We start from the raw sequence: 13,648 nt of genomic DNA, 5'->3' as shown, positions 1-13,648 counted from the left end.
CGGGCCCTGGCCCCGGCACGTGCTGCCGGGGCCAGGGCCCGCGCGTTCCGCGGTCAGCTGTCGTCGTCCACCAGGTTGGCCAGGCACCAGTCGAGCACCTGCGAGGGCTTGCGGACCGCCGCTGCCGGGTTCGCCGCCAGCAGCTCCGCCTCGTCCGTCTCACCCCACAGGGCGGCCAGCGCCGGGTACCCGGCGGCGCGGGCGCCTGCCAGGTCGGTGAGCGCGTCGCCCACCATCACCACCCGGTCGGCCGGGACGCCGAGCAGGCCGGTGGCCAGCAGGAGCATGTCCGGCGCGGGCTTGGGGTTCGCGACCTCGTCGGAGCCGATGATGTGGTCGAACAGCTCCGCCATGCCCAGGACGCCCAGCAGCGACCGGGCGCGCGGCCCGCTCTTGCCGGTGACCACGGCGGTGCCGAACCCGTGCCCGCGCAGGTCGGCCAGCAGCTCGGGGACGCCCTCGAACACCTCGACCTCACCGGCGAGCCGGTAGCTCTCGCGGACGAACGGCTCCTCCATCGCAAGCGGCAGGTCCATGATCCGCATGATGTCGGGGAAGTACCGGCCGAGGTGCCGGTTGTACTCCTCGAACGGCGGGGGCCCGTCGCCGACGACCTCGGCGTAGGCGATCTCGAACGCCTGCCGCATGACGGCGAAGCTGTTGACCAGCACGCCGTCGAGGTCGAACAGGACGGCGCGGTCGTAGGTCGCGCCGGGGACGTGGCGGTGGGGGGCGGAGGTCGGTCGGGCGGCGGGTGGTCGGGGAGCAACCGGTCGGGCGGCGGCCGAGGTGGCGGTGGGCGGGGCTGTGGCAGCCGAGGAGGTCGCGGCAGTCGGGTTCGTGGCCGCCTGCGCGGGCGCGGTCCGGTGGTTCGTCGGTCCGGTGGTCATCGCGGGGCTCCCGTCGGGACGAGGTCGACCGGCGCGTGCCGCCGCTCGGCGCACCGCACGGTGTCGGCGGCGCGGTAGACCCGTTCGATCGCGCCCGCGATCCAGCGCGCCCCGGACGCGGCCTCCCCGCGTGCGGCGGGGTCGGCCAGGCGGGCGGGCAGGCTCGCGAGCTGGGCGTCGTACTCGGCGCCGACCGGTTCGACGGGCAGCTCCACGGGCGTGGTGCGGCCGTCGGTGGTCAGCAGCAGCCGCGACGGGCCCTCGCGGTTCGGGCTGAAGCCGAAGGTGCAGCGCAGCTCCGCCGTGCCGCCGCTGCCCTCCACGCGCACGACGGTGGTGTCCAGCGCCTGGTGCGAGGCCCAGGCCGCGCGCACCCCGATGGAGATCCCCGACCGGGTGACGAGGAACCCCCTGGCGGTGTCCTCCACGTCACCGACCACCGGGTCCACCGGCGCCCCGTCACCGCGCCAGGCGGCCCGGAACGCGTGGTCGTTGACGAAGTCCGCGGACACCGCGCCGGTGACGTGCTCCAGCTCCGCGCCCTCCGGGTCGCCGGTGGCGCCGCGCAGCAGCACTCGGGCGGTGTCGAGCAGGTGCCAGCCCAGGTCCACGAGCGCGCCACCGCCGGACCGGGTCCGGTTGGTGAACCAGCCGCCCCGGTCCGGGATGCCCCTCGACCGCACCCAGGACACGTCGACGTGCCGCAGCGCGCCCAGCGACGCGGCCACCTCCCGCAGCGCCCGCACGTCGGCCCGGTGCCGCGCGGCGCTGCCGCCCAGCAGCACCGCGCCACCGGCCCGCTCGGCGTCGGCGAGCGCGGCGGCCTCGGCGGACCCCAGGCACAGCGGCTTCTCCAGGAACACCGGGATCCCCCGGCGCAGCAGGCCGCACGCGACCGGCGCGTGCAGGTGGTTCGGCACGGCGACCACGGCCAGGTCGACCTCGTCGCGCCGCAGGTCCTCCACGCGCTCCAGCGCGCTGACCCCGGCGAGGTCGCCGAGCGCGGCGGCGCGGGCCTGCTCGGACGGCTCGACCACGGCGACCACTCTGAATGCCGGGCCGCCCAGCAGCCGGGGCAGCCACACCTCCCGCGCCACCCACCCGAGCCCGACCACCGCGACCCGCACCGGACCAGCGCCCCCGGCGCTCCCCGCGCTCACGCCGCTCTCCGCACGCCCACCTCGCCCCGCACGCCCACCGTTCCCCACGCGCCCCGCGCCCCCGCGATCCCCGGCGCTCACGCGCCCGCGACCACGTCGGCCACGACGGCGGCCAGCCGGTGGATCTGCTCCTCGGCGCCCAGCAGGGTCCGGTGGTGCAGCCACACGCAGTCGCGGGTGATCTCCTCCGACACCGGGCAGCGCTCGGCCAGCTCCTCGCGGGTCAGGTCGGGCGCGCCGGTCTCCCAGAACGCCTCCGTGCGGTAGACCGCCCGGAACGCCATGAACGCCGGGATCCCGCGCCGGACCAGCTCGTCCACGACCGCGTTGCGCCGCTCCTCGGTGACGCCGGGCAGCCGGAACATCGCCATGTAGCCGGGGTTGCGGTCGCTGCGCGGGTCGACGGTCTGCGGCACCACGCCGTCGATCTTCGCCAGCAGCGCGGACAGCACCGGCCAGCGGGCCTGCCTGGTCTCGATCTGCGAGTCCAGCCTGCCGAGCTGGGCGCGCAGCACGGCGGCGGAGAACTCGTTCATCCGGAAGTTCGAGCCCGAGGTGAGGTGGAAGTAGCCCCGGTCGCCCTTGGGCCTGCCGCAGCTGTGCCGGACGAACGCCTTCTCCCACTGGGCCTCGTCGTCGAACAGCACGGCCCCGCCCTCGCCCGCCGTCATCAGCTTGCCGTTCTGGAAGCTGAACGCGGCGATCGAGCCCAGCTCGCCGACCCGCTTGCCGCGCCAGTGCGCGCCGTGCGCGTGCGCGGCGTCCTGCACCACCGGCACGCCCGTGCCCGCCGACAGCTTCGCCAGCCGGTCCATGTCGGCGAACTGGCCCGCCATGTGCACGGGCATGATCGCCGAGGTGCGGGAGGTCACGGCCGCCTCGGCGGCGCCCACGTCCAGGCAGTAGGTGTCGGGGTCGACGTCCACGGGCACGGCGACCGCGCCGAGGCGCTGCGCGGCCTGCGAGGACGAGATGAAGGTGAAGGCGGGCACGATCACCTCCGTGCCGGGGCCGACGTCGAGCACTTGGAGCGCCAGCTCCAGCGCGTGCGTCCCGGTGGTGACCGCGAGCGCGTGGCGCGCGCCGTGGTACTCGGCGAACTCGCGCTCGAACTCGTCGACCTCGCTGCCGCCGACCCGCCACCACTGGCCCTGGTCCAGCGCGCGCAGCAGGGCCGTGCGCTCGGCTTCGTCGTGCTGCGGCCAGGCCGGGAACTCGATTCCTGCGTCCGAAGAATTGCCCATGACCCCTGTCCCCGTCGTTCTCGGAAATGGCGCGGGGGAATTCACCGCGGCCTGCGTTCGGAATTCGACGCTACCGATTCCCGACACCCCGCCCAACCCCCTTGACCTCCCCCTCATCCCCCCTGTTCCCGGACCGTTCCCGCAGCGAGCGGGCATCGGGACGGGCTCGTGCGCACAATGGGGGCGGACGGGGAGCCGGGGCGCTCACGCGCTTCGGCGGCGCTTTTGAGGAAAGGGGTCCGACGTGGGCGAGCTGCTGCTGGTGAACGGTCCGAACCTGGGCATCCTGGGTCGCCGGGAGGTGTCCGTGTACGGGACCGACACGCTCGCGGACGTCGAGAAGGCGGTCGCGGAGGAGGTGGCGGAGCGGGGGTGGTCGGTCCGCTCGGTGCAGCGCAACGGCGAGGGCCAGCTGGTGGACGAGATCGAGGACGCCTACGACACGGTCGGCGCGATCGTGAACCCCGGCGCGCTGATGATGGCCGGGTGGAGCCTGCGGGACGCGCTGGCGAACTACCCGCGCCCGTGGATCGAGGTGCACCTGTCGAACGTGTGGGCGCGCGAGAGCTTCCGGCACGAGTCGGTGCTCGCGCCGCTGGCGAGCGGCCTGATCGCGGGGCTGGGCGCGCGCGGCTACCGCTTGGCGGCGCGGGCGCTGCTGGACCTGGCGCCCTGAGCGCGGGCCAGCTCGGCCGCGTGCACGGCCCCGCGCAGCGAGGACAGTCCGCCGAGCAGCGCGGGCAGCACGGGGGCGGTCGCGTGACCGGGCCGGGCGAGCGCGGCGCAGCGCTCGGCGACGGCGTCCACGAAGCCGGGCACGGCGACCGCGAACCCGCCCCCGACGACGTGCAGCGAGGGCCGGACCAGCTCGCCGACCCCGACGAGCGCGGCGGAAAGCGCTTTCACCCCCCGCTCGACCGCCGACCGCGCCCACCGACGGCCGTCCCCGAGCGCCCGCACGAGCTCCGGCCCGGTGACGGGCGCGCCCGCGAGCCGACCGGCCTCGGCGAGGACGGCGGCGCCGGACGCGAACGCCTGCACGCACCCGTTCCGCCCGCACGGGCAGGCGGGCCCGTCGAGCGCGACCACGACGTGCCCGAGCTCGCAGGACCCGCGCGCCGGACCGGGGAACGGCGTGCCGCCGGAGACGACACCACCGCCGATCCCGGTCCCGACCCCCGCGTAGACGAGATCGGCGCACCCGTGGGCGCGCGCTTCGGCGAGCGCGGCGAGGTCGCCGTCGTCGGCGACGAGCACCGGGGCGCCCACCCGGTCGAGGAAGTCCCCGAGGTCGAGGCCGACCCAACCGGGACGACTCGGCCACGCGGTGACGACGCCGTCGTGGACGGTGGCGGGCAACGCGATCCCCACCCCGGCGAGCGGCGCCCCCGCACGCCGGACGAGGTCGGCCACGGCGCGGGCGAGCAGCCCGAGATCACCGAGCGGATCACCGTCGACGGGCCACCGGAAGCTCTCCCGCAGCACCAGCGCCCCGCACTCCAGCAGCAGCGCGACCTTGGTCCCGCCGACGTCCACCCCGAGCAGCGCCCCGCTCACCCCGCCCCACCCTTCCGAACCCCGCTCACCCGAGCACCGCACCCCGCACCACCCACACCTTCCGCACCGCTCCACGTCCCGCAGCACCACCACCGCAGGCGAACGACCACAGCGCGCGAACCACCGGGGGGGGCGCGCCGACCACCCACGACACCACGACGTCGGCCCGGCGGTCCCGGCGGTCTGCGGCTCGGCGCGGCCCGGCGGAACGGCGAACCCAGCGCCCTCCGACTCGACGCCGATCCCATCGCAGCCCGACGCGGCCCCCTTCGCGGCATGGGGAGCCCGGCAGCCTGCGGCCCGACGCGGCCAGGCGGAACAGCGAACCCAGCGGCCTCCGACTCGACGTCGGGCCCGGCGCGGCCAGGCACAAATTCCTTCGCGGCGTGGCAGGTCCGACAGCCTGCGGCCCGGTACCGATCCCGTGGCAGCCCGGCGCGGTACGACGAGCCCGGCGGTCAGCGGCCCGGCGCTCGCGACCACAGCGCGCCGCGCCGCGCGGACCACGCCGGTGTCCGTGGCGATCACCCGCCCGGCCACAGGTGTCGGGCGGGGCCGATACCTGCCCGCCCCGCCCCACGCGCCGACGCCTGCGCGGCGCGGATCGCTCCCCACCGGGACCTGCCGCCCCGTCCCCATGCCGGGAGCGGCCGACCCGGCGCCACCACCGGGACCGGCCGCCCCGCTTCCACCGGAGACCGCCCCCGCTCCCCCCGTCACGGCGCCCCCTCCCAGCACAACGCCGACGCCCGTCACAACACCGACGCCCGTCACGAAGCGGCCTCCCGCCAGGCCTCCACCGCCGCCGCCCGGCGGGCGTCGCCGTTCTCCACCAGCGCGAACCGGATCGCCCGCGTCGCCGCGTTCGCCGCCTGCAGGGCCTCGTGCACGCCCGGTTCCGGGTCGCACCGCCCGGTCGCCACCTCGGTGATGCTGCGCGCCGCCTCCAGGCAGGCCAGGCAGGCCGCGACGTACGCGTCCGCCCCGCCTCCCGCGCCACCGAGCTTCTCCAGCAGCCGGGTGACGTCGGAGTGGACCTCGCGCACGGCGTCCTCCACCCGGTCCGGGGCGGGTGGTGTGCCGGGGATCGGGGTCACCGCTGCCTCCCGGTGCGTCGATCAGGGCTCAGGTCCGGGCTCGGGTGCGGCGGTCAGCCGACGGCCGGGGTCAGTTCCACGAACCGCCCCTCCCACAACCGCCGCAGCTCGCGCGCCAGCCCCTCCGACAGCGCGCCGCCCGCCAGCTCGGCCAGCGTCGCCACCCCGTCCACCCGGCCGAGCAGCCCGTGCGCCTCGGCCGTGGTCGCCGTGACCGGCCCGTGGTCGTAGTCCAGCGACACCTCGTGCACCGGCTCCCCGGCCCCCGCGCCACCGGGCACGGGCGTCGTGCGGGTGGCCAGCCGGGTCACCGGGCGCAGCCTCGGCACCAGCGCGCCCAGGTCCGGCTCGGGACGCGCCCGCACCAGGAAGCCCTCCACCACCAGCCCGTCCAGGTCGGTGGTCAGGAAACTCGTCAGCACGTCGTCCAGGCTCTGCGCGATCGGCTCGGCGTTGTTGTTGAACGAGGTGTTGAGCAGCACCGGCGTCCCGGTCAGCTCGCCGAACCGCGCCACCAGCCGGTGGAAGCGCTCCCCCGACCCTGGCGTGACGACCTGCACGCGCGCGCTGCCGTCCACGTGCGTCACCGCGCCCAGCTCCGCCCGCTTCCCCGGCAGCACCGGCACCACGAACGACATGAACTCGTGGTGCCCCACCGCCCCCGACAGGTCGAACCAGTCCTCGGCGGCCTCGGCGGTGACCACCGGCGCGAACGGCCGGAAGCTCTCCCGCTTCTTCACCATCGCGTTGATCCGCGTCTGGTTCCCGGCGGGCCGGGCGTCGGCGATGATGCTGCGGTGCCCGAGCGCGCGCGGCCCGAACTCGGAGCGGCCGTGCGCCCAGCCCAGCACCTCGCCGTCCGCGAGCAGCTTCGCGGCGGTCTCCACCGGGTCCACCAGCGGCGTCACCTCCACCACCGGCGACCAGTCCGCGAGCCGCGCGGCGACCTGCTCGTCCGTGCCGAGGTCCGGCCCGAGCGCGGCCGACACCAGCCGCGCCGACGGCCGCTCCAGCGACCCCAGCGCGGCGGCTGCGGCGTACGCGGCGCCCTCACCGGCGCCCGCGTCGTGCGAGGCGGGGTGGATGAACACCTCGTCGAACAGCCCGGCCTTGAGGATGCGGCCGTTGAGCGTGGAGTTGTGGGCGACGCCGCCGCCGAACGCGAGCGCGCGCAACCCGGTGACCTCGGCCCAGTGCCCGAGCACGTGCAGCGCGATCCTCTCGGTCGCCTCCTGCAGGGCGGCGGCGAAGTCCCGGTGCGCCCGGCTGAACGGCTCGTCCTTGCGGCGCGGCCGGAACCCGGCGGCGACCAGCGCGGGCGTGACCAGGTTCGGCACCTTGGTGTTGCCGATCAGGTCGTACTCGCCCTTGTCGCGCAGCGCGTACAGCCCGGAGAAGACGTCCCGGTAGGTCGACGGGTCGCCGGACGGCGCGAGCCCCATGACCTTGTACTCGTCGCCGAAGCCGTAGCCGAGCAGGAACGTGGCGTTCAGGTACAACCCGCCGAGCGACTTCTCGACCGGGTAGTCGTGCAGCTTCTCCAAGTGGGCGCCGCGGGCGTGGTAGACCGTGCCGGAGTTGTCCTCGCCCCGACCGTCGAAGATCACCACCAGCGCCTCGTCCAGACCCGAGTGCAGGTACGACGAGTACGCGTGCGCCTCGTGGTGCGGCACGTAGACGAGCTTGTCGTCGGGCAGCTCCCAGCCGAGGTCCTCGCGCAGCCGCTGCTTGATCAGCTCGCGGGACCGGCGCAGCGGCACCCTCGGGTGCTCGGTGTAGACGTGGTCGAGCACCAGGTCCAGGTGGTCCTCGGGGAAGTAGAACCCGACCGCGTCGACGTCGTCGGTGCTCGCGCCCGCCAGGGCGAGGCACTCGCGGATCGCGGTCGACGGGAACTTGGTCGTCTTCTTGATCCGGTTGAGCCGCTCCTCCTCCACGGCGGCCACGAGCTCGCCGTCGCGCACCAGGGACGCGGCCGCGTCGTGGAAGAACAGCTCCGACATCGACGGGACGAGGTCGGTCTCGGCGGGCGAGAAGTTCCCGTTGATCCCGAGCACGAGCATGGGGCACCACCTTGATCCGGGAGGAGAGGGCTGGCGGGCGCGGTCGAGCGGGCGAGGTCAGGCGCGCGGCGAATCGGCGGCGAGGTCGGGCGAGGTCAGCCGCAGCGCGGTGGGCGCGGGCCTCGCGGTCGGCACGAGGTGGAAGCGCTCGACGCCCTCGGCGGTCGGCGCGGGCAGCCCGGCGAGGCAGGCGCAGTCGTCGGGCGCGAACCCGGCGAACCGGTAGGCGATCTCCATCATCCGGTTGCGGTCGGTGCGCCGGAAGTCGGCCACCAGGTGCACGCCCGCGCGCGCCGCCTGGTCGGTGAGCCAGTTCAGCAGCGTCGACCCGGCGCCGAGCGAGACGACGCGGCACGAGGTGGCCAGCAGCTTCAGGTGCCACACCGCGCCGTGCCGCTCCAGCAGCACGATGCCGACCGCGCCGTGCGGCCCGAACCGGTCGGACATGGCCACCACCAGCACCTCGTGCGCGGGGTCGGCGAGCAGACCGCGCAGCGCCCGGTCGTCGTAGTGCACGCCGGTGGCGTTCATCTGGCTGGTGCGCAGGGTCAGCTCCTCGACGCGGGCCAGGTCGGCCTCACCCGCCCGGCCGACGACCACCTCCAGGTCCAGGGTGCGCAGGAACTCCTCGTCGGGGCCGGTGAAGCCCTCGCGGCTGGCGTCGCGCTCGAAGCCGGCGCGGTACATCAGCCGCCGCTGCCGCGAGTCGGCGGTGATCGTGGCGGGGGTGAACTCGGGGCGCTCCGGCAGGGAGGCGACGTCGGCCTCGGTGTACAGGCGCACCTCGGGCAGGTGGCGGGCCACCTCGGCGCGCTCGACCGGGCTGTCGTCGACGAACGCGATCGTGCGGTGGGCGAAGCCCAGCCGGTCGGCGATGGCGCGCACCGACTCCGACTTCGGGCCCCAGCCGATCCTCGGCAGCACGAAGTAGTCGGCGAGGCCGAGGCGTTCGAGCACGGGCCAGGCGTGGTCGTGGTCGTTGCGGCTGGCCACGGACTGCAGTACGCCGCGCCCGTCAAGCGCGGTGATCACCTCGCGGACCCGCTCGAACGGCACGACGTGCTCGCCCTCCAGCAGGGTGCCGCGCCACAGCGTGTTGTCCAGGTCCCAGACCAGGCACTTGACCGTGGGCATCGGGGTCTCGGTCACGGCTGCGGCTCCCTGCCTGGGACTCGGCTGCGCCGGGCCCCGGCCCGCGGCGCCCGGCTGCGGACGTGCTGGGCGAGGACGAGCTGGCAGATCTCGGAGGTGCCCTCGATGATCTCCATGAGCTTCGCGTCCCGGTGCGCCCGCGCCACGACGTGCCCGTCCGAGGCGCCTGCGGACCCCAGGAGCTGCACCGCGCGCGCGGCCCCGGCGGCGGCCTCGCGCGAGGCCAGGTACTTGGCCTGCACGGCCGCCACGGCCCCGTCCGGCGAGCCCGCGTCCCACAGCGCGCTGGCGTGCTCGCTGGCGCGGGCGGCGATCTGCTCGCCGACGTGCAGCTCCGCGAGGTGCCTGGCGACGAGCTGGTGGTCGGCCAGGACGCCTCCGCCCTGCTCGCGGGTGGTGGTGTGCTCGACGGCGGCGGCCAGGCAGGCGCGCAGGATGCCGACGCAGCCCCAGGCCACCGACACCCGCCCGTAGGTCAGGGCGGCGGTCACCACCAGCGGCAGCGGCAGGCCGGTGCCGCCGAGCACGTGGTCGGCGGGCACGCGCGCCCCGTCCAGGGTGATCCCGGAGTGCCCGGCGGCCCGGCACCCGCTGGGGTCGGGCACCCGCTCCACGCGCACGCCGGGCGCGTCGGCGGGCACCACGACGGCGCTCGCGCCACCCCGGTAGTGGCCGAAGACGACGAGCAGGTCGGCGTAGCGCGCGGCGGTGATCCACGACTTGCGGCCGGTCACCACGACCTCGCCGTCACCGGTGTCGGTGATGGTGGTGGTCATCGCGGCCAGGTCGCTGCCCGCGCCCGGCTCGCTGAACCCGGCGGCGGCCAGCTCGCCCGAGGTGAGCCTGCGCAGGAACCGCTCGCGCTGCCCGGCGCCGCCGAGCCTGCGCACGGTCCAGGCGGCCATGCCCTGGGAGGTCATGACGCTGCGCAGCGAGCCGCACAACTCCCCCACCGACGCGGTCAGCTCGCCGTTGGCCCGGCTGTCCAGCCCGAGGCCGCCGTGCTCGGGGGCGACCTGGGCGCACAGCACCCCGAGCCCTCCGAGCTCGACCAGCAGCTCGCGGGGCAGCTCGCCCGCCAGGTCCCACCCGGCGGCGCGGTCGCCGACCCGCTCGGCGACCAGCCCGGCCAGTCCCGCCGCGTCGCTCACCGCTGGTCCTCCCGCAGTCGCAGCACCAGCGCGGTCATGGTGTTGACGGTGCGGAAGCTGTCCAGGCCGAGGTCCGGCCCGTCGATCACGACGTCGAAGGTGGACTCCAGGTGCACCACCAGCTCCATCGCGAACATCGACGTCACGGTGCCGGACGCGAACAGGTCGGTGTCCGGGTCCCAGGTCTGCCTGGTGCGCTCGGCGAGGAACGCCTGCACCCGCTCGGCCACCGATTCGGCGGTGAGCGCGCCGGGCTGGGAGGAGGTCGTCACGGCTGTGCCTTCCCGTAGTCGTAGAAGCCCCGGCCGGACTTGCGCCCGAGGTGCCCGTCCCTGACCTTGCGCAGCAGCAGCTCGCAGGGCGCGGACCGGGGATCGCCGGTGCGCTCGGCCAGCACGCGCAGCGAGTCGGCCAGGTTGTCCAGGCCGATCAGGTCGGCCGTGCGCAGCGGTCCGGTGCGGTGGCCGAGGCAGTCCTGCATGAGGGCGTCCACGGCCTCGACGGAGGCCGTGCCCTCCTGGACGACGCGGATCGCGTCGTTGATCATCGGGTGGACGATCCGGCTGGTCACGAAGCCCGGCCCGTCGCCGACGACGACCGGCGTGCGGGCCAGCTCGCCCAGCACGCCCACCAGGGTCTCCAGCGCGTCGGGACCGGTGCGCGCGCCCCGGACCACCTCGACCGTGGGGATCAGGTAGGGCGGGTTCATGAAGTGCGTGCCGATCAGCCGCGCCGGGTCGGGGACGTGCCCGGCCAGCTCGTCGATCGGGATGGACGAGGTGTTGGACACCAGCGGCACGCGCGCGCCGGTGAGCGCGGCGGCCCCGGCGAGGACCTGGGCCTTGAGCGGCAGCTCCTCGGTGACCGCCTCCACCACCAGCGTGGCGCCCGCGACGTCGGCGAGCGCGGTGGTGGTGAGCAGCTCGCCCCGCTCACGGCCGTCGGGCAGCGCCCGCATCAGCCTGGCCATGCGCAGCTGGGCGGCCACCGCCTCGCGCGCCCGCCCGACCTTGGCCCGGTCGGTCTCGACCAGCACCACCGGCACGCCGTGCCCGACGGCCAGGGAGGTGATCCCCAGGCCCATCGTGCCCGCGCCGAGAACGGCGAGCACCGTCCTGCCGCCCTGCTCTCCCATCGCGCTCCCCCGCCGCCGCCACCGCGGCCGCCGTCCGGTCCGCGCGCCGTCCCGGCACGCGCATTCCACCCTCGATCGTGTGCCAGGAAATGGGTTCCCGCCCCCCTGAACTGCCCCCCTGGACCCCCCTCAACGGAACGGGAAAACGAATGTTCTCGGCGCGGTCTCGAATCGTCGATTGACAGCCGCAGAATTGTTCATAGACTGTGGCGGCAGTACCGATCTCCGAATTCCACGGAAGAGTCCTCGCCTATGGCTCAGCAGATCAGCGCGACCTCGGAAATCCTCGACTACGTCCGCGCGACCTCGTTGCGCGACGACGACGTGCTGTCCGGCCTGCGGGAGCGGACCGCGATTCTCCCGGCTGCCTCCGCGTTGCAGGTGGCGCCGGAGGAGGGGCAGTTGCTCGGCCTGCTCGTGCGGCTGGTCGGCGCGCGCTCGGTGCTGGAGGTCGGCACCTACACCGGGTACAGCACGCTGTGCCTGGCTCGCGCCCTCCCGGCCGACGGCAAGGTCGTGACCTGCGACGTCGTGGCGAAGTGGCCGGAGATGGGCAGGCCGTTCTGGGAGCGCGCGGGCGTGGCGGACCGGATCGACGTGCGGGTCGGCGACGCGCGCGCCACGCTCGCCGGGCTGCGCGCCGGGAACGCCGTGTTCGACCTGGTGTTCATCGACGCGAACAAGTCGGATTACCCGCACTACTACGAGCAGGCGCTCGCGCTGCTGCGCCCCGGCGGTCTGGTGGTCGTGGACAACACGCTCTTTTTCGGGCGGGTCGCCGATCCGTCCGCGACCGATCCGGACACCACCGCCGTGCGCGAGCTGAACGCGCTGCTGCACGCCGACGAGCGGGTCGACATGTGCCTGCTGCCGATCGCGGACGGAATCACGCTCGCCGTGAAGCGGTGACCGCACCGGAATCGCACCGAATTCCCCCGGAGAGAAAGGCCGCCGCAGTGTTCACCGAGGACGTGGCCACCGACCTGCCCGCCTACCCGTTCCAGCGGGACCGGGGGGACTGCCCGTTCGCACCACCCCCGCGCTACGGCAGGCTGCGGGAGACCCGGCCCGTCACCAGGGTCCGCCTGTGGGACGGCAGCACGCCGTTCCTGCTCACCGGCCACGAGGTGTGCCGCACCGCGCTGACCGACCCGCGCTTCAGCTCGGACGGCACGAACCGGGCCCAGCCGCGCTTCGTGAAGTTCGACATCCCGGACGACGTGTTCAACTTCGGCAAGATGGACGACCCGGAGCACGCGCGGCTGCGGCGCATGGTCGCCGGGCACTTCGCGAGCCGCCCCGTGGACGCGATGCGCCCCGCGATCACCACGATCTGCCACGCCCAGCTCCGGCAGCTCGTGCAGGCCGGTTCCCCCGCCGACCTGGTGGCCCACTACGCGTTCCCGATCCCGTCGCTGGTGATCGGCGGGATGCTCGGCGTGGCCGGTCCAGGCCTGGACGAGTTCGCCCGCGACTCGACCCGCGCCCTGGACCCGTCGCTGTCTGCGGAGGAGATGGGCGCCGCCATCGGCTCGATGGTGGAGTTCGTGGACGGCCTGTGCGCGGCCAAGCGCGCCGACCCCGGCGACGACCTGATCAGCCGCCTGGTGGTGGACTTCGAGCGCACCGGCGAGCTGACCTCGCAGCAGCTCGTGGCCACCGTGATGGTCGTGCTGCTCGCGGGCTACGAGACCACCGCGAACATGATCGCGCTGGGCGCGACCGCGCTCCTGCGCGCCCCCGAGCAGCTGGCGTTCCTGCGCGCCGAACCCTCCGGTTTCGCCAACGCGGTCGAGGAGCTGCTGCGCTGGCACACCATCGTCCAGGACGGCACCGGCCGGGTGGCCCTGGAGGACGTCGAGCTGGACGGCGTGCTCGTGCCCGCGGGCTCAGGCGTGATCGTCAACCTGCCCGCCGCCAACCGCGACCCCGAGGTCTTCCCCGACCCCGACCGCCTCGACGTGACCAGGCGGGGCGCCCGGCGGCACTTCGCGTTCGGCTACGGCGTCCACCAGTGCGTCGGCATGACGCTGGCGCGCGTCGAGCTGCAGATCGCGCTGGAGACCCTGCTGCGCGGCCTGCCCGGCCTGGCGCTGGCCACGCCGTTCGAGGACCTGGACTTCGCCCTGGAGTCCATGAACCTCGGCCTGCGCTCGCTGCCGGTCACGTGGTGAGCGCCGACCGTCCACCAGGGGAGAG

Annotated in this window: 13 protein-coding genes; 3 read left to right on the top strand and 10 right to left on the bottom strand. The window is 74.8% G+C overall.

Annotated elements, in window-relative coordinates; genetic code table 11:
* Positions 1-53: 53 nt before the first annotated feature.
* The 3 genes from LV78_RS28400 to LV78_RS28390 all read right to left on the bottom strand — a co-directional run bounded on the left by LV78_RS28400 (position 54) and on the right by LV78_RS28390 (position 3,294).
* Positions 54-890 (bottom strand): HAD-IA family hydrolase, encoded by an 837-nt coding sequence (locus LV78_RS28400; protein ID WP_308208768.1) that lies wholly within the window; start codon positions 888-890, stop codon positions 54-56.
* Positions 887-2,050, bottom strand: a complete 1,164-nt coding sequence (locus tag LV78_RS28395) for a Gfo/Idh/MocA family protein (RefSeq protein WP_253848733.1) — start codon at positions 2,048-2,050, stop codon at positions 887-889. Before LV78_RS28395 ends, LV78_RS28400 begins: the two co-directional genes overlap by 4 nt.
* A 77-nt stretch (positions 2,051-2,127) precedes the next feature.
* Positions 2,128-3,294, bottom strand: a complete 1,167-nt coding sequence (locus LV78_RS28390; protein WP_253848732.1) for a DegT/DnrJ/EryC1/StrS family aminotransferase — start codon at positions 3,292-3,294, stop codon at positions 2,128-2,130.
* A gap of 244 nt (positions 3,295-3,538) precedes the next feature.
* Between LV78_RS28390 and LV78_RS28385 the strand changes: the two genes are divergently transcribed.
* A complete protein-coding gene (locus tag LV78_RS28385; protein WP_253848731.1) occupies positions 3,539-3,970 on the top strand; it encodes a type II 3-dehydroquinate dehydratase in 432 nt (143 codons plus the stop codon).
* Here the strand turns inward: LV78_RS28385 and LV78_RS28380 are convergent.
* From LV78_RS28380 to LV78_RS28350, 7 genes are all read right to left on the bottom strand, one after another.
* On the bottom strand, positions 3,928-4,851 hold the full coding sequence (locus LV78_RS28380; protein WP_253848730.1) for an ROK family protein: 924 nt from the start codon (positions 4,849-4,851) through the stop codon (positions 3,928-3,930). The genes LV78_RS28385 and LV78_RS28380 overlap by 43 nt on opposite strands.
* A 770-nt stretch (positions 4,852-5,621) precedes the next feature.
* Complete coding sequence (locus LV78_RS28375; RefSeq protein ID WP_253848729.1) at positions 5,622-5,948, bottom strand: O-linked N-acetylglucosamine transferase; 327 nt, start codon at positions 5,946-5,948, stop codon at positions 5,622-5,624.
* Between the two features lie 53 nt (positions 5,949-6,001).
* Complete coding sequence (locus tag LV78_RS28370; RefSeq protein ID WP_253848728.1) at positions 6,002-8,011, bottom strand: carbamoyltransferase family protein; 2,010 nt, start codon at positions 8,009-8,011, stop codon at positions 6,002-6,004.
* A 57-nt stretch (positions 8,012-8,068) separates the two neighbouring features.
* Positions 8,069-9,145 carry an HAD-IIIC family phosphatase gene (locus LV78_RS28365; RefSeq protein WP_253848802.1) on the bottom strand — a complete coding sequence of 359 codons (1,077 nt, stop codon included), beginning with the start codon at positions 9,143-9,145 and terminating at the stop codon, positions 8,069-8,071.
* 11 nt (positions 9,146-9,156) lie between these two features.
* Positions 9,157-10,314, bottom strand: a complete 1,158-nt coding sequence (locus LV78_RS28360; RefSeq protein ID WP_253848727.1) for an acyl-CoA dehydrogenase family protein — start codon at positions 10,312-10,314, stop codon at positions 9,157-9,159.
* The gene (locus LV78_RS28355; protein ID WP_253848726.1) at positions 10,311-10,586 is read right to left on the bottom strand and encodes an acyl carrier protein; all 276 of its coding nucleotides are present in this window, start codon (positions 10,584-10,586) and stop codon (positions 10,311-10,313) included. The genes LV78_RS28360 and LV78_RS28355 overlap by 4 nt, the downstream gene beginning before the upstream one ends.
* Positions 10,583-11,449 carry a 3-hydroxyacyl-CoA dehydrogenase family protein gene (locus tag LV78_RS28350; protein WP_253848725.1) on the bottom strand — a complete coding sequence of 289 codons (867 nt, stop codon included), beginning with the start codon at positions 11,447-11,449 and terminating at the stop codon, positions 10,583-10,585. The genes LV78_RS28355 and LV78_RS28350 overlap by 4 nt, the downstream gene beginning before the upstream one ends.
* Positions 11,450-11,701: 252 nt before the next feature.
* Between LV78_RS28350 and LV78_RS28345 the strand changes: the two genes are divergently transcribed.
* Together LV78_RS28345 and LV78_RS28340 are read left to right on the top strand one after the other, a co-directional pair.
* Positions 11,702-12,358: an O-methyltransferase gene (locus LV78_RS28345; protein WP_253848724.1), complete on the top strand. Its 657-nt coding sequence runs from the start codon at positions 11,702-11,704 to the stop codon at positions 12,356-12,358.
* A gap of 47 nt (positions 12,359-12,405) precedes the next feature.
* Positions 12,406-13,623 (top strand): cytochrome P450, encoded by a 1,218-nt coding sequence (locus tag LV78_RS28340; RefSeq protein ID WP_253848723.1) that lies wholly within the window; start codon positions 12,406-12,408, stop codon positions 13,621-13,623.
* The last annotated feature ends 25 nt before the right edge of the window (positions 13,624-13,648 follow it).

The sequence above is a fragment of the Actinosynnema pretiosum genome (assembly GCF_024171695.1).
GTDB classification, from domain to species: Bacteria; Actinomycetota; Actinomycetes; order Mycobacteriales; family Pseudonocardiaceae; genus Actinosynnema; species Actinosynnema pretiosum.
The sequence above is the reverse complement of the archived record's forward strand: the minus strand, read 5'-3'. Positions and strand labels throughout refer to the sequence as shown.

Coding starts and splice junctions, on each gene's coding strand:
- LV78_RS28400 (WP_308208768.1), bottom strand. CDS start 890: ATGACCACCGGACCGACGAACCACCGGACCGCGCCCGCGCAGGCGGCC.
- LV78_RS28390 (WP_253848732.1), bottom strand. CDS start 3,294: ATGGGCAATTCTTCGGACGCAGGAATCGAGTTCCCGGCCTGGCCGCAG.
- LV78_RS28370 (WP_253848728.1), bottom strand. CDS start 8,011: ATGCTCGTGCTCGGGATCAACGGGAACTTCTCGCCCGCCGAGACCGAC.
- LV78_RS28365 (WP_253848802.1), bottom strand. CDS start 9,145: ATGCCCACGGTCAAGTGCCTGGTCTGGGACCTGGACAACACGCTGTGG.
- LV78_RS28350 (WP_253848725.1), bottom strand. CDS start 11,449: ATGGGAGAGCAGGGCGGCAGGACGGTGCTCGCCGTTCTCGGCGCGGGC.
- LV78_RS28345 (WP_253848724.1), top strand. CDS start 11,702: ATGGCTCAGCAGATCAGCGCGACCTCGGAAATCCTCGACTACGTCCGC.